Below are 14,988 nucleotides of genomic sequence, written 5' to 3'. Positions count from 1 at the left end.
GCGGCGAGACAGAGGGTGACGTCCCCTGTCTCGACGAAAAGCCCCGGTCTCGACGGATGCCGGGGTTACCGCGCGTCAGGCGTCGGCTACGCCGAGCGTGTCGAGCAGCCAGGCCAGCTCGAACGCCCGCTCGCGCCACGAGTTGTAGCGCCCCGAGACGCCGCCGTGGCCGGCGACCATCTCGCACTTGAGGAGCGCATCGGCGCCGACCTCGCGCAGGCGCGCGACCCACTTCGCAGGCTCCACGTAGAGCACGCGCGTGTCGTTGAGCGAGGTCACGGCGAGGATCCTCGGGTACGAGGCATCCGTCCGCACGTTCTCGTAGGGCGAGTACGACTTCATGTACGCGTACACGTCGGGGTTGTGCAGCGGGTCGCCCCACTCGTCCCACTCGATCACCGTCAGCGGCAGCGACGGGTCGAGCACCGTGGTGAGGGCGTCGACGAACGGTACGACGGCGAGGATCCCGGCGAACAGCTCGGGCGCGAGGTTCGCGACGGCGCCCATCAGCAGGCCGCCGGCCGATCCGCCCTCGGCGACCAGCTGCGTCGGCGTCGTGTAGCCGTTGTCGATCAGGTGTCGGGCGCAGTCGACGAAGTCCGTGAAGGTGTTGCGCTTGCTGAGGAGCTTGCCGTCCTCGTACCACTGGCGGCCCATCTCGCCGCCGCCGCGCACGTGCGCCACGGCGAACAGCACGCCCCGGTCGAGCTCGGACAGCCGCGCGATCGACAGGCCGGGCTCGATCGAGTGCTCGTACGAGCCGTAGCCGTAGAGGTGCACGGGGCGGGGCGCGGCGCCGGCGTCGCCGAACGAGCGCTTCCAGACGAGCGATATCGGGATCTGCGTACCGTCCTGGGCGGTCGCCCACACACGCGCCTGCGCGTAGTCGTCGGGGTCGTACCCGCCGAGCACCGGCTGGCGCTTGCGCTGCAGCCGCTCGCCCGTGGCGACGTCGTAGTCGAAGACGGTGCCGGGTGTGACGAACGAGCCGTAGCCGAGGCGCAGCAGCGGCGGTGCCCACTCGGGGTTGCCACCGGTGCCGACGGAGTACAGCGGCTCGTCGAACTCGATCTCGCTCACCGCGCCGCTCGCGTAGTCGAGCATGCCGAGTCGGGGGAGCCCGCCGCGGCGATAGCCGACCACGCCCCAGTCGCGGAACGTCGAGACGCCCAGCAGGCGATGGCCGGGCTGGTGGGGGATCACGACGGAGCGATCGCCGGTCGGATCGGATGCCGCGACCCGCACCAGCTCGAAGTCCAGTGCCCCCTCGTTGTGGAGGATGAACAGCATGTCCTCGCCGTCGATCACGGCATGAGCGGACTCGTACTCGACGCCCTCCGCGCGTGGCCACACGACGCGGGGCTCGCCGCGCAGGTCGTCGGCGTCGAGCAGCCACTCCTCGGACGTGATGGACGAGCCGATCTCGATCACGAGGTAGCGGTCGCTGCGCGTGAAGCCCGCGCCGACCCAGTACCGCTCGTCGGGCTCGTGGTAGAGCTTCTCGTCGCTGTCGACCGGGGTGCCGAGCTCGTGCAGCCACACCGTGTCGGGGCGCCACGCATCGTCGACCGTCGTGTACACGATGAAGCGGCCGTCGGGGGAGAACGTCGCCCCGGCGAAGGTGCCCTCGATCACGTCGGGCAGCTGCGCGCCCGTCGTGAGGTCGCGCACGCGCAGCGTGTAGCGCTCGTCACCGGCGACGTCGACGCCGTAGAGCATCAGGCGGCCGTCGGTCGAGACCTCGAAGCTTCCGAGGGAGAAGAACTCGTGACCCTCGGCCTCGAGGTTGCTGTCGAGCAGCACCTGCTCGCCCGGCACGTCGACGTCGGGGGAGAGCTCCGGCGGCGTCCAGTCGTCGGGCGAGGCGAGCGGAGCGCGGCACTGGATGCCGTACTGCTCGCCCTCGACGGTGCGGCCGTAGTACCACCAGTCCCCGCGCCGCGTCGGCACGGACAGGTCGGTCTCGAGGGTGCGGCCCTTGATCTCCTCGAAGATCCGCTCGCGCAATCCGGCCAGGTGCGCGGTGCGCGAGTCGGTGTAGGCGTTCTCGGCCTCGAGGTGCGCGATGACCGCCGCGTCCTCCTTGGCCCGGAACCATTCGTAGCGGTCTTCGACGTCGTCGCCGTGGTGGGTGCGCACGATCGGGCGCGAGTCGGCGATGGGGGCGGATGCTGCGGCAGGGGTGTCGTGGACGGTCACGGCATCCACGCTAAACCCCGCCGGCCTGCGCTGTACCTGTGAGAGGCCCTGTCAAGTTGACCGGAGGCGAGGGCGGTGTAAGGATTCTCCTGGCCGGTTGCCGGTACCTGAACTCACGGTGAACTGTTCGTTCGTCACGCCGATCCCGTCGGCACTCTTCTCCACACCCCCTCTTCGGAAAGCGAACGGTGGAAACCGCAACCCTCATCATCGTCGTGCTGACGATCGCGTTGGCGCTGTTCTTCGACTTCACGAACGGATTCCACGACACCGCGAATGCGATGGCGACCCCGATCGCCACGGGAGCACTCAAGCCGAAGGTCGCCGTGCTGCTCGCCGCAGTGCTCAACCTCGTGGGCGCGTTCCTGTCGACGGAGGTGGCGAAGACGATCTCGGGCGGGATCATCCACGAGGAGGACATATCGTCGTCGATCCTGCCGGCGGTGATCTTCGCGGGCCTGATAGGCGCGATCACGTGGAACATGATCACGTGGCTGCTCGGTCTGCCGTCCAGCTCGTCCCACGCCCTCTTCGGCGGCCTCATCGGCGCGACGATCGTGGGCGTCGGGGCGACGGCCGTGAACTTCAGCGTGGTGGTGTCGAAGGTCGTGCTGCCGGCCGTCATCGCTCCGCTCACAGCCGGGATCATCGCCTTCACGGCGACGAAGCTCGCCTACGCAATCACGCGCCGCTACGACAGCAAGCCCGACGGTCGCGACGGCTTCCGGGTGGGCCAGATCTTCACGTCGTCGCTGGTGGCGCTCGCGCACGGCACGAACGACGCGCAGAAGACGATGGGCGTCATCACGCTCCTCCTCATCACGGTCGGCTGGCAGACCAGCGACGAGCCCGAGCTGTGGGTCATCGTCGCCTGCGCCGTGACGATCGCGCTCGGCACCTACATGGGTGGCTGGCGCATCATCCGCACCCTCGGCAAGGGACTGACCGACGTCAAGCCCGCACAGGGCTTCTCGGCGGAGAGCTCCACCGCCGCCACGATCCTCGCGTCGAGCGCCCTCGGCTTCGCGCTGTCGACCACGCAGGTCGCCTCGGGCTCCGTCATCGGGTCGGGCCTCGGACGCCGCGGCTCGAAGGTGCGGTGGCGCACCGCCGGCCGCATCATGATCGGCTGGATCCTCACGCTCCCCGCTGCCGGCGCCGTCGGCGCGCTCGCCGCGCTCCTGGTCGTCTGGTTCGGGATGTGGGGCATCGCGATCGACGCCGTGCTCGCCGTCGCGATCATCTTCGGCCTGTTCATGCGCTCCCGCCGCGACGAGGTCAACGCGGGCAACGCGATGAGCGAGGTCGCCGACTCCGGCAAGGCCGTCAAGGTCAAGCGCAACCCCCCGCCCACGCGGCGCCAGCGCGCGATCGCGCGCGAGGAGGCGCGCCTGCGGGCCGCGCAGGCCGCCGAAGCCAAGAAGGCCGCCAAGGCCGCGAAGGCCGCTGAGCGATCTTCCCGCGGGCCGAGGAACGGAGCCGGGGCATGATCGTCATCAACTGGATCGCCTTCGTCCAGGTGTTCATCGCGGCATCCGTCGCGGCCACGATCGTCGTCAGCGCGTACGCCGTCGGCCTCCGCCTGCTCGTGCGTGCCGGTCGCGCCCCGGTGGTCGCACCGGCGGAGTTCACCGACGCGATCACCGTGATCACCGAGAAGGAGGCGCGTCGCGCAGAGAAGGCCGCCGCCAAGGCCGCGAAGAAGAGCCCTCTCACCGACGGCCAGAAGCGCGTCGCGCTCGTCGGCGCGTACCTCTCCTTCGGCGTCGCGGGCGCCGTCGTGCTCGGCGGCCTGCTGCTGATCGTCTTCAACCACTGAGGCCACGTCGACCGGGTCACGTCGAGGGCGCGGCCTAGGCTGAGTGGCATGCCAGCCGCCTCCGTCCCGTTCGGTCAGTACCCTCCCGCGCGGCGGACCCTGCTGCACATCAGCGACACGCACCTGCTCGCCGGCAATCGGGCGCTCGGCGGGCGCTTCGACACCGGGGCGAATCTCACGCGCACACTCGAGGCGGCCGAGGCCACCGGCATCCGCCCCGATGCCATCGTCTTCACGGGTGACCTGACCGACCTGGGCGAGCCCGAGGCCTACGCGGCCCTGCGCGAGGCCGTCGAACCCGTGGCGGCGCGCCTGGGCGCCCCCGTCGTGTGGGTGGCGGGAAACCACGACGAGCGCCCCGCGCTGCGGCGCACGCTGCTCGACCTCGAGCCCACCGAGGAGCCGGTCACCGGCGTCTGGGACCTCGGCGGACTGCGCCTCGTCGCCCTCGACTCCACCGTGCCCGGCTGGCATCACGGCGACCTCGACACGGCGCAGCTCGCCTGGCTGCGCGAGGTGCTGTCCACGCCGGCGCCGCTCGGCACGATCCTCGCCCTGCACCATCCGCCGCTGCCGTCGCATGTTCCGCTGTTCGACATCCTCGAGCTTCGCGATCAGGGACGGCTCGCCGAGGTCATCGCCGGCACCGACGTCCGCGCGATCCTCGCGGGGCACCTCCACTACTCGACGAGCGGCACTTTCGCCGGCATACCCGTGAGCGTTGCCGCGGCGACCTGCTACACGATGAACCTGGCCCGCCCGGCCGTCGATGTGAACGGCATGGACGCCGGTCAGTCGTTCCACCTCGTCCACGTCTACGACGACACGATCACGCACGCCGTCGTGCCCGTCGTCGATGCGCCCACGGGCGACTACTTCTCGGCGGAGTGGGTCGAGCGGATGTCGCAGCTCACGCCCGAAGAGCGGCTCGAGGCCTTCTCGCGCAAGCCCCGCTGAGCTCGCCACGCGATAGACGCGGTGTACACCAGTCGGCGACCGATATACCCCGGGTACACACGCGCCTCACGCCTGGCGAGCGTAGGGTGAAGGCATCCCTCACACACCGCCGTGACCGACCCACAAGGATTCACATCACCATGGCTCTGGACGCAATGACGCGCACTCGCACCGAGACCGACTCCCTGGGATCCCTCGAGATCCCCGCCGACGCCTACTGGGGCATCCACACCGCCCGTGCGCTCGAGAACTTCCCGATCTCGAAGCGGCCGATCTCGGTCTACCGTGACCTCGTCAAGGCGCTCGCGATGGTCAAGCAGGCCTCGGCCCGCGCGAACCGCGACATCGGCGTGCTGTCGCCGGAGAAGGCCGACCTGATCGACCGCGCCGCGCAGCTCGTGATCGACGGCCAGTACCACGACCAGTTCGTCGTCGGCGTGATCCAGGGCGGCGCGGGCACGTCGACCAACATGAACGCGAACGAGGTCATCACCAACATCGCGCTCGAGCTCGCCGGCCGGGAGAAGGGCGACTACGCCTTCCTGTCGCCGATCGACGACACCAACCGCAGCCAGTCCACGAACGACGTCTACCCGACGGCGATCAAGGTCGGCCTCGGGCTCGACCTGCAGACGCTGCTGGAAGAGCTCGACCTGCTGCGCCGTGCCTTCCTCGCCAAGGCCGTCGAGTTCCACGACGTGCTCAAGGTCGGCCGCACGCAGCTGCAGGATGCCGTGCCGATGACCCTGGGCCAGGAGTTCCACGGGTTCGCCACGACGCTCGGCGAGGACTACAGCCGCCTCAAGGAGAACGCCTACCTCCTCTACGAGATCAACATGGGCGCCACGGCGATCGGCACGGGCATCACGACGCACCCCGACTACGGCAACGCCGTGCTCGGCCACCTACGCGAGATCAGCGGGCTCGACCTCGATCTCGCCACCGACCTCGTCGAGTCCACGAGCGACACCGGCGCCTTCATGTCGTTCTCGTCGTCGCTCAAGCGCAACGCAATCAAGCTCTCGAAGATCTGCAACGACCTGCGTCTGCTGTCGTCGGGCCCGCAGGCGGGTCTGGGCGAGATCAACCTGCCGGCACGGCAGGCGGGCTCGAGCATCATGCCCGGGAAGGTCAACCCGGTCATCCCCGAGGTCGTCAACCAGATCGCTTTCGCGGTGGCCGGCGCCGACCTCACGGTGACGATGGCCGTCGAGGGCGGTCAGCTGCAGCTCAACGCGTTCGAGCCGGTCATCGCGCACTCGATCTTCCAGTCGATCACGTGGATGCGCCGCGGCATGCACACGCTGCGGGTGAACTGCGTGGACGGGATCACGGTCAACCACGAGCGTCTCGGCGCGATGGTCGGCGCGTCCGTCGGCGTCATCACCGCGCTCACGCCGTTCATCGGCTATGCGGCGGCCGCGGCGCTCGCGAAGACCGCCCTCCTCACGGGGCGCAACGTCGCCGACCTCGTCGTCGAGGCCGGGCTGATGTCGCGCGAAGAGGTGACGAAGCAGCTGTCGCCCGCGCGCCTGTCGGGACTCGAGACGATCACCGCGGCGATCCCCGTCGTGGACAAGCGCCCCGAGGTCGTCGTCGACGACCCGCAGATCTGATTGCCGGAGCGGGTCACCGACCGGTACCGTCATCCCGAGTCCCCACGAGAGGAATGACATGACCGATCCGCAGAGCCCCGCACCGGGCGACGGCAGCGTCCCGCCCCCGCCCCCGGGCTACTCGACCAATCCTCCGCCCGCCCCCGCCTACGGGCAGCCGCCGTCCTACGGACAGCCGCCGCAGGAGGCGTACGGGCAGCCGCAGTACGCACCGGCGCCGCAGGCGCCCTACGGAGCCCCCGCTTCCGCCACGATCCCGGGCCGCACGATGGGCATCGTCGCGTTCATCCTGTCGTTCTTCGTGCAGCTGATCGCGCTGATCCTGGGCATCGTCGCGCTCGTCCAGAGCCGCAAGGCCGGCCACAAGAACGGCTGGGCACTTGCCGCGATCATCATCAGCGCGGTGCTGATGGTGGTCGGCGTGATCCTGTTCTTCGCGATCTTCATCCCGTTGATCACGTTCGGCACCGAGGCGTTCCAAGCGTGCCAGGCAGTCGGCTTCGAGGGCACCGTGACCGTTCGCGGCCTCCCCGTCGAGTGCTCGGACATCAACCGCTAGACCTGTTCTACGACGGTGCCCCCTCCCGCGCACGGGAGGGGGCACCGTCGGTTGCGGCATGCGCGTCGGTTGCGGGATGCGGGTCAGTCGAGGATGCGGCAGTGCGTGGTGAGCGCGCCGATTCCGTCGATGCCGACCGTGACGGTTGAACGGTCGCGGAGGAACACCTGCGGGTCGCGCGAGTAGCCCGCGCCGCCGGGCGAGCCCGTCGAGATCAGCGTCCCGGGCAGCAGGGTCACCGACTTCGACAGATGCGCGATGAGTGTCGCGACGGTCCGCACCATCTGCCCCGTGGAGGCGTCCTGCATCGTATGGCCATCGAGCACGGTCCAGATGTGGAGGTCCTGCGGGTCGGGGATCTCATCGGCCGTCACGACGAACGGGCCGGTGGGCGTGAAGCCGTCGAACGACTTGCAGCGCGACCATTGCGCCTCGGAGTACTGGATGTCGCGCGCGGTGATGTCGTTGACGACGGTGTAGCCCCACACGTGGTCGAGGGCCTCATCGGCCGAGACGTCCTTCGCCGGCGTACCGATGATGACGCCGAGCTCGGCCTCGTAGTCGATGGATTCGCTGAGCGACCGGGGCCAGGTGGTGGTGCCGTCGTGACCGGTCAGGGAGTTGGGCCACAGCACGAAGACGGTCGGGTTCGAGTCGGTCTTGAGCCCCAGCTCGCTCGAGTGGGCGGCGTAGTTGAGGCCGATCGCGAGGATGACCGGGGGAGTGAGCAGCGCCGAAGCGTACCGCTGCCCGGCGAGAGGAACGCGGGTGGCGCCGGGAGCCGCGTCCCGCACGCGCGCGAGGAGGTCGCCGCCGCCGGCGATCAGCTCTTCCAGATAGCGCGGCGCGCCGTCGAAGAGGTCCTCGACGAGCACGGCGTCTTCGCCGTCCACGAGTACGAGCCGGGGGTCGTCCGACCCAGGCGGGAGCACATGGGCGAAACGCATCCCTCCAACCTACCCCGCCGGGCGGCGCCGCTCCCCGGCCCGAGCGCACCCTAGGCTGTGCGCATGACGCACGACCACGGCCATGCGCCCGAGCGACCCGGCCTGACGCCGCCGGACTTCCCGTCCGCCCTCGCCCAGCCGCGGCACGCGGCGCCGGCGCTGATCCCCGCGGCGACGAGCTCGCCCGCCGCGCTGCCGGTGTCGCCGCGGCGAGGCCGCACGGCGCCGATCTGGATCGGCGGCCTGCTCGTGGTCCTGCTCGTGGCGCTGATCGCCTACTTCCTCAATGCGCTCGGGCCTGCGGCATCCCTCATCGGAATGATCCTCGCCCTCGTCCCCCTCGCCGGCGTGCTCCTCGCGGTGCGGATCGTCGACCGGTGGGAGCCCGAGCCGGCCGGCCTCGTCGTCTTCGCCGTCGCCTGGGGCGCGATCGCGGCGGTGGCCATCGCCCTCGGCGTGGACCTGGTGCTTTCGATGGTGTTCGGTCCCGCCTCGACGCCTGCGGCCGATGCGCTGTCGGCCATCGTGCAGGCGCCGATCGTCGAGGAGTTCGGCAAGGGTCTCGGCGTCTACATCATCTTCGTGACCGCCCGGCGGGCGTTCGACGGGCCCGTCGACGGAATCGTCTACGGCGCGCTCATCGGCGCGGGGTTCGCCTTCACCGAGAACATCCAGTACTTCGCCGTGAGCTTCCTCGAGGGCGGGGCCGCCGACACGACCGTGACGTTCTTCATGCGCGGCATCCTCTCGCCGTTCGCGCACGTGATGTTCACGAGCGTCACGGGCTTCGCGCTCGGCCTGGCCGCCCGCCGCGGCGCGAGCGCCGGACGCGCGATCGGGCCGTGGATCGTCGGCATGATCGGCGCCACGGTGCTGCACGCGCTGTGGAACGGATCGGCGGTGCTGGGCGACTTCTGGGCGCTCTACGTGACCCTGCAGGTGCCGCTGTTCGTCGGCTTCATCCTCGGGATCATCGCCCTCCGCCGCGAGGAGTCGCGGCTCACCCGGCGTCGGCTGGGCGAGTACGCCGAGGCCGGCTGGTTCACCGCGCAGGAGGCCGACATGCTCGCGACCGGAGCCGGTCGCAGGGCCGGCCTCGCCTGGGCGGGGACGCTGCGCGGCGACCGCACCCGCCTCATGAAGGAGTTCATCGCCGACGCGACCGCGCTCGCCGCGGCCCGCCAGCGCGCCATCAGCGGCCGCGATCCTCACGCCGCGGAAGACGAGCGGATGCTGCTGCACAGGGCGACGTCGGCGCGCGCCGCCCTGTTCGCGCCGTAGAACCGGCGTGTCCGGGAGCGGGGTCTTGACATGTTCGCGGGGCCCCCTGCATCCTGGGGGCAGATCAACTCAGCGCTCGGTCGTTACGCAGGCATCGCCGCGACACCGAGCGCTGAGTCTTGTGCGGGCGCCTCCGGCTCCTCCCACGCCGCGCGCTCGCGTTGACCCGGCGGACCCGCTCGGGTTGGATGGACACATGACTGACGACCGCACCAAGCCCGAGTTCGACGCCCCCGAAGGCCCCGCCCCCACCGAGCTCGTCATCCGCGACCTCATCGTGGGCGATGGAGCCGAGGCCAAGCCCGGCGACACCGTCACCGTCCACTACGCCGGTGTCGAGTACGAGTCCGGCGAGGAGTTCGACTCGTCGTGGAACCGCGGCGAGAGCATCCAGTTCCCGCTCCGCGGACTCATCCAGGGCTGGCAGGACGGCATCCCCGGCATGAAGGAGGGCGGTCGCCGCGAGCTCGTGATCCCGCCGCACCTCGCCTACGGCCCTGCGGGCGGCCACTTCCTCGGTGGGAAGACGCTCGTCTTCATCATCGATCTCATCTCGGTCGGCTGAGTCGCTCGACGACAGCCGAAGAGGGGCGGATGCTGCGGCATCCGCCCCTCGTGTTTCCACGCGCCCGCCCCGGTCCCTGAAGAAATCTGTATTCATTGGAATAGATCGACATGACGGTGGCGTTGGACCTCGTATGCCCGTCGCAGACCGCGACCCATCGACACGAAGGATCACCATGACCGACACCGCCACCACGCTCGACGTCCCCGGCTACAAGACCGGCACCTGGGTGCTCGACCCTTCGCACAGCGAGGTCACCTTCAGCGTGCGCCACATGATGATCTCGAAGGTGCGCGGCACGTTCGGCATGAAGAGCGCCACGCTCATCGCCCCTGAGAACCCCCTCGACGCCAAGGTCGAGGCCAGCGTCGACGTGACCTCGGTCGACACCAAGGACGAGGGACGCGACAACCACCTCCGCTCGGCCGACTTCTTCGACGTCGAGAACCACCCGACCATGGAGTTCCGCTCGACCGGCGCCCGCGTCGAGAACGGCGACTTTCTCGTCGACGGCGACCTGACCATCCGCGGCATCACCAAGCCCGTCACGTTCGACTTCGAGTTCGGCGGCTTCGGCACCGACCCGTGGGGCAACTACAAGGCCGGCGCCACCGCCAAGACCGTCGTCAACCGGGAGGAGTTCGGCCTGACCTGGAACGCCGCGCTCGAGACCGGCGGCGTGCTCGTAGGCAAGGACATCACGATCACGCTCGACCTGCAGGGCGCACTCCAGCAGGACTGAACTCGTCGTCCGGCCACCCGGGGCCGGAGCGTTCAGCGTGAGATCGAAGGGGCGGGGGCTGCGGCCGTCGCCCCTTCGGCGTGTCCGCGTCGCCCGACACGCAGCCGATCCTGGGCGAGCAGGATGCCGAGGAACACGACGAGCGCGCCGAGCGGTTCGTTCCACGAGATGGTCTCGCCGAGGATCAGGATGCCGAGGATCACGCCGACCACGGGAGTGATATACGTCACGGTCGACGCCCGCGTCGGACCCCACGCGCGGACGGTGTTCTGGTTCCAGACGTAGGCGATGCCCGTGCCCAGGCATCCGAGCAGCACGAGACTGACGATGATCGGCAGATCGAGCTGGACGGGCGTGAGGACGAGGAACGGTGTGAGCAGGGTCATCACGACGCCTGCCATGGCGATGTAGCCGAATGTGAAGGCCAGCGCCGACATCCCCGTGTTCGAGACGAACCGGCGCATGTAGGCGAAGCTGAAGCCGTAGCTCGCCGTCGCGCCGAGGATCGCGAGCTCCGCCACCAGGCTTCCGTCGAGCGAGATTCCCTGCCACGGCGCGATGATGACGATCACGCCCAGGATGCCGACGCCGATGCCGAGCACCTGCAGCAGCTTGAGCTTCTCGACGCGGAAGACGAGCCACGCCATGATCGCCGTCATGATCGGGGTCGTCGCGTTGAAGATGCTCGCGACGCCCGAGCTCACGTGCTGCTGCGCCCACGAGAAGAGCAGGAACGGCACGACGCAGAACGTCAGCCCTAGGACGGTCAGATGACCCCACACGCGCAGGCTGCGCGAGAGCGCCTCACGCCGCAGCAGCACGAGCGCGCCCAGCGTGAGCGCACCGAGGAGGATGCGCGTCCAGGCGACCTGCGCGGGTGAGATGCCCGTGAGCGCCACCTTCATGAACAGGAAGCTCGCGCCCCACACGATGCCCGCGAGCACGAATTGGACGGTGATCCAGCGCGCCGAGGGCGGGCCGCTCTCGCGCGCCATGGGCATCGTCCGTGTCGTGGTCACGGCTTCACGGTACGCTCGCGCGTCGACGTCGAACCCGCTGTACCGGTGCGACGTCCGAAATCCGCCGGTGTGCGGCCGTTCGGCTACGGCACCGGGTTCTCGGCGTCGTAGGCCCGGAACCGCGGGCTGAGCCGCACCAGGCTCGCGACCAGACCGACGATGACGAAGCCTCCGAGGAGTGGCGGGAACCACAGCGCCGTGAGCGTGGCGAGAGTGCCGGCGTACAGGGCCCCCAGGCGCGGTCCTCCCGCGACGACGACGATGAAGACGCCCTGCAGACGCCCGCGGATGGCGTCGGGCACGGCCGCCTGCACCATCGTGTTGCGGAAGATCGAGCTGACGTTGTCGGAGGCGCCCGACACGGCGAGCACGAGGCACGCCAGCACGATGAGCACGAGGTTGGGTGTCTGTGCGTCGACGCCGGCGGGGGCGAACCAGCCCAGCGCTGCCGCGCCGAGCACGAGGCCAAGGGCGACGATGGACGCGCCGTACACCAGGATCGCCCGCTCGATGCCGAGCCCCTGATGCCGCACCGCGCCGACGCGGCCCGAGAACAGGCTCGAGCCGAACGCACCGACGGCGACGGACGCCGTGAGCACGCCGGTCGTGATCGGACCACCGCCCAGCAGCACGGCGCCGATGGCGGGGAAGAGCGCCAGCGGCTGCCCGAACGTCATCGCGATGATGTCGAGGATGAACTGCAGGCGGATGTTCGACGCCCGCCGAAGGAACCGCCAGCCGTCACGCAGCGACTCGATGCCCGGGCGCACCGTCTCGCCTTCCGGGCGCAGCTTCGGGAGCGTCCAGAGTCCGAGGAACAGCGACAGCATGAGCACCACGTCGAGGGTGTACGTCCAGGCGTATCCGGTCAGTGCCACGAGGACGCCCGCCAGCGCGGGGCCGGCCATGACCATGATCCCGACCGTGATGCCGCCGAGAGCCGACGCCGCGGGCAGGAGCCGCCGGGGGAGGAGGCGCGGCACGATCGCCTGGCGCGTCGCCATGACGATCGAGTTGGCCGAGGAATTGACGACGCTCAGGGCGTAGAGCCACCAGACCGTCTCGAGCTGCGCCCACGTGAGCCCTGCCAGCAGCGCGGTGGAGCCGAACGTGATGGTCGCCGCGATCAGCGCGACCGCGCGGCGGTCGAACGCGTCGGCGAGCATGCCGCCGTAGATGCCCGCGACGACCATGGGCACCAGTCCGGCGACGGCGATCATCGCCACCGCGAAGGTCGATCCGGTGAGGTGGTACATCTGCAGCATGATCGCCACGATCGTGAGCTGGCCGCCGAGGCCCGCGAGCGTGGAGCCGATCCACATCCGCGTGAACGCCGGGCTCTCGCGGAACGGGCTCAGATCGATGAAGTGGCTGCGGCGCTCCGTGTCGCTCACTCGTCGACCTCGACGCGCTTGATGCGCGCGGTGTGGCCGCGGAGGATCGTCACGCCGCTGCGCGGCACACCGAAGTGCTCGGCGAGCGCCCGCACGACACCGTCGTTGGCGGCGCCGTCCACGGCGCGCTCGCGCACGTAGACGATGAGAGCGTCGTCGGATGCCTCGACCAGCGGTCCGCGTCGGCTGCCGGGTTTGACGCGGACGGTGTACTGCATCCTTCGAGGCTAACCCGGCGGACGGAGTGCGCGTCCGTCCCCGTACCGTCCTGGTCTTTGCGGCTGGTAGACTCGTGAGGTTGCCGTTTGATCGGCCGCGGATAAAGAGAGCTCACGCATCAGGCGTCGGGCACCGCGCAACGACGAGAAAGGGGATCACTTTATGGCACTGGAAGCAGACGTCAAGAAGGCGATCATCGAAGAGTACGCGACGCACCCCGGTGACACCGGATCCCCCGAGGTGCAGGTCGCGATGCTGACGCAGCGCATCAAGGACCTCACCGAGCACCTCAAGGAGCACAAGCACGACCACCACTCGCGTCGTGGGCTGTTCCTGCTCGTCGGTCAGCGCCGCCGTCTCCTGGGTTACCTCCAGGACATCGACATCAACCGTTACCGCTCGCTCATCGAGCGCCTCGGTCTGCGTCGATAAGGCAGAGCGAACCAGCGTTCAATCGCGCAAAACATTCTTGGAAGGCCTCCCCACGGTGTGGGGAGGCCTTCGTCATTCCCGGAGGGTGCTCTCCTCACCTGTCACGATGCGCTCGACGGGGTGGCACATCGTGACAGGTGAGCGGATGCTGTCACGCTGAGGCGGCGCGGGCTGCCAGAAGATCGGCGTGGTGGATCTCGGCCACGTCGGGGTGCGCGCGCAGCCGCGACTTGAGCGCGTTCTCGCCGTAGAGCGCGTGGATGGGGTTCGCCGGATCCTGGGTGACTCCGCGCGCCTCCGCCGCGAGCTCGGGCGGCAGGTCGATCAGCGGCAGGCGCTTGTCGAGGGCCGGGTTGAAGAAGAACGGCACCGAGATGCGGTCGTCCGGGTAGGCCGGCGAGATCACCCGGTGGTTCGTCGCGACGAGGTAGCCCTGCGTCGCGTACTCGAGCAGCTCGCCGATGTTGACGACGAACGCACCCGGCACCGGCGGCGCGTCGACCCACTTGCCATCGCGCTGCACCTGCAGGCCGCCCTTGCCCGGTTCGACCCACAGCAGCGTGAGCACACCGGAGTCCTTGTGAGCGCCGACACCCTGCTGGGGAGTCGGGTCCTCCTTGCCGGGGTAGCGCACGATCTTGATCAGCGTCGAAGGTTCGCCGAAGTGCTCGTCGAAGTAGCTCTCGGGCGCGCCCAGTGACAGTGCCCAGGCACGGAGCAGCTTGCGGGCGACACCGGACAGGTGGTCGTGCCACTCCGACGCGACCTCGCGCAGTTCGGGCTGAGCCTCGGGCCAGAGGTTCGGCCCGACGAGACGGAAGAAGTCGGCCGCGCTCGGGTTGGCGACCGTCTCGCGCTCGGGGCCGATGTCGATCTGCTCGCGCCAGTCGACCTTGCCCTGCGTGCGCTCGCCGCCGATGCGCGTGTATCCGCGGAAGTGCGGGCTCTTGACGTTCTCGATGGCGAGCTTGTCGGCTTCGGGGAGTGCGAAGAAATCGCGCGCCGCCTGGTGCAGGCGTCCCTCGAGCTCCGGCGTGATTCCCGTGCCCGTGAGATAGAAGAACCCGACCTCGTGCGTCGCCGCCCGCAGGTCGTCGCGGAATCGGGCGGCCGCCTCGGGGCCCTCGTCGAGCTGGGACAGATCGAGGATCGGCAGGGTGAGGTCGCTCATGTGCCGAGAGTAAGCGGATGCCGCGGCATCCGCTTCTTTGTTGCAGTCGATGACCACGCCCTCCCTCG

Annotated in this window: 15 protein-coding genes; 9 read left to right on the top strand and 6 right to left on the bottom strand. The window is 69.5% G+C overall.

What is annotated here, in order from left to right; translation table 11 throughout:
- Positions 1-75: 75 nt before the first annotated feature.
- Positions 76-2,199 (bottom strand): S9 family peptidase, encoded by a 2,124-nt coding sequence (locus H9622_RS00385; protein ID WP_191763165.1) that lies wholly within the window; start codon positions 2,197-2,199, stop codon positions 76-78.
- A 188-nt stretch (positions 2,200-2,387) separates the two neighbouring features.
- Here H9622_RS00385 and H9622_RS00380 point away from each other — a divergent pair, with 188 nt between their 5' ends.
- From H9622_RS00380 to H9622_RS00360, 5 genes are all read left to right on the top strand, one after another.
- Complete coding sequence (locus H9622_RS00380) at positions 2,388-3,689, top strand: inorganic phosphate transporter (RefSeq protein ID WP_191763163.1); 1,302 nt, start codon at positions 2,388-2,390, stop codon at positions 3,687-3,689.
- Positions 3,686-4,018, top strand: coding sequence for a peptidase (locus H9622_RS00375; protein ID WP_191763161.1), 333 nt, complete (start codon positions 3,686-3,688; stop codon positions 4,016-4,018). Before H9622_RS00380 ends, H9622_RS00375 begins: the two co-directional genes overlap by 4 nt.
- A gap of 48 nt (positions 4,019-4,066) precedes the next feature.
- Positions 4,067-4,975, top strand: coding sequence for a phosphodiesterase (locus H9622_RS00370; protein WP_191763158.1), 909 nt, complete (start codon positions 4,067-4,069; stop codon positions 4,973-4,975).
- 140 nt (positions 4,976-5,115) lie between these two features.
- On the top strand, positions 5,116-6,591 hold the full coding sequence (locus tag H9622_RS00365) for an aspartate ammonia-lyase (RefSeq protein WP_191763156.1): 1,476 nt from the start codon (positions 5,116-5,118) through the stop codon (positions 6,589-6,591).
- 58 nt (positions 6,592-6,649) lie between these two features.
- Complete coding sequence (locus H9622_RS00360) at positions 6,650-7,150, top strand: DUF4190 domain-containing protein (protein ID WP_191763154.1); 501 nt, start codon at positions 6,650-6,652, stop codon at positions 7,148-7,150.
- Between the two features lie 83 nt (positions 7,151-7,233).
- Here the strand turns inward: H9622_RS00360 and H9622_RS00355 are convergent, their stop codons facing one another.
- Entirely contained in the window at positions 7,234-8,097 is an 864-nt protein-coding gene (locus H9622_RS00355) for a fumarylacetoacetate hydrolase family protein (RefSeq protein WP_191763152.1), read from the bottom strand.
- 63 nt (positions 8,098-8,160) lie between these two features.
- Between H9622_RS00355 and H9622_RS00350 the strand changes: the two genes are divergently transcribed.
- The 3 genes from H9622_RS00350 to H9622_RS00340 all read left to right on the top strand — a co-directional run bounded on the left by H9622_RS00350 (position 8,161) and on the right by H9622_RS00340 (position 10,685).
- On the top strand, positions 8,161-9,378 hold the full coding sequence (locus H9622_RS00350) for a PrsW family intramembrane metalloprotease (protein WP_191763150.1): 1,218 nt from the start codon (positions 8,161-8,163) through the stop codon (positions 9,376-9,378).
- Positions 9,379-9,574: 196 nt separating this feature from the next.
- Positions 9,575-9,943: an FKBP-type peptidyl-prolyl cis-trans isomerase gene (locus tag H9622_RS00345; RefSeq protein ID WP_191763148.1), complete on the top strand. Its 369-nt coding sequence runs from the start codon at positions 9,575-9,577 to the stop codon at positions 9,941-9,943.
- A 175-nt stretch (positions 9,944-10,118) separates the two neighbouring features.
- Positions 10,119-10,685 carry a YceI family protein gene (locus H9622_RS00340; RefSeq protein ID WP_191763139.1) on the top strand — a complete coding sequence of 189 codons (567 nt, stop codon included), beginning with the start codon at positions 10,119-10,121 and terminating at the stop codon, positions 10,683-10,685.
- Positions 10,686-10,717: 32 nt separating this feature from the next.
- On the opposite strand, the gene H9622_RS00335 is transcribed toward H9622_RS00340, so the two are convergent.
- The 3 genes from H9622_RS00335 to H9622_RS00325 form a co-directional block, all read right to left on the bottom strand.
- Complete coding sequence (locus H9622_RS00335; protein ID WP_404802835.1) at positions 10,718-11,704, bottom strand: DMT family transporter; 987 nt, start codon at positions 11,702-11,704, stop codon at positions 10,718-10,720.
- 83 nt (positions 11,705-11,787) lie between these two features.
- Complete coding sequence (locus tag H9622_RS00330; protein WP_191763137.1) at positions 11,788-13,098, bottom strand: MFS transporter; 1,311 nt, start codon at positions 13,096-13,098, stop codon at positions 11,788-11,790.
- Positions 13,095-13,316: a DUF167 domain-containing protein gene (locus H9622_RS00325; RefSeq protein ID WP_191763136.1), complete on the bottom strand. Its 222-nt coding sequence runs from the start codon at positions 13,314-13,316 to the stop codon at positions 13,095-13,097. The genes H9622_RS00330 and H9622_RS00325 overlap by 4 nt, the downstream gene beginning before the upstream one ends.
- A gap of 163 nt (positions 13,317-13,479) precedes the next feature.
- On the opposite strand from H9622_RS00325, the gene rpsO reads away from it, so the two are divergent.
- Positions 13,480-13,749, top strand: a complete 270-nt coding sequence (gene rpsO / locus H9622_RS00320; RefSeq protein WP_005048780.1) for a 30S ribosomal protein S15 — start codon at positions 13,480-13,482, stop codon at positions 13,747-13,749.
- Positions 13,750-13,900: 151 nt separating this feature from the next.
- Here rpsO and H9622_RS00315 read toward each other — a convergent pair whose 3' ends face one another.
- On the bottom strand, positions 13,901-14,920 hold the full coding sequence (locus H9622_RS00315; protein ID WP_191763134.1) for an isopenicillin N synthase family dioxygenase: 1,020 nt from the start codon (positions 14,918-14,920) through the stop codon (positions 13,901-13,903).
- Positions 14,921-14,988: the final 68 nt, after the last annotated feature.

Source organism: Microbacterium gallinarum (assembly GCF_014837165.1).
GTDB classification, from domain to species: domain Bacteria; phylum Actinomycetota; class Actinomycetes; order Actinomycetales; family Microbacteriaceae; genus Microbacterium; species Microbacterium gallinarum.
The sequence above is the reverse complement of the archived record's forward strand: the minus strand, read 5'-3'. Positions and strand labels throughout refer to the sequence as shown.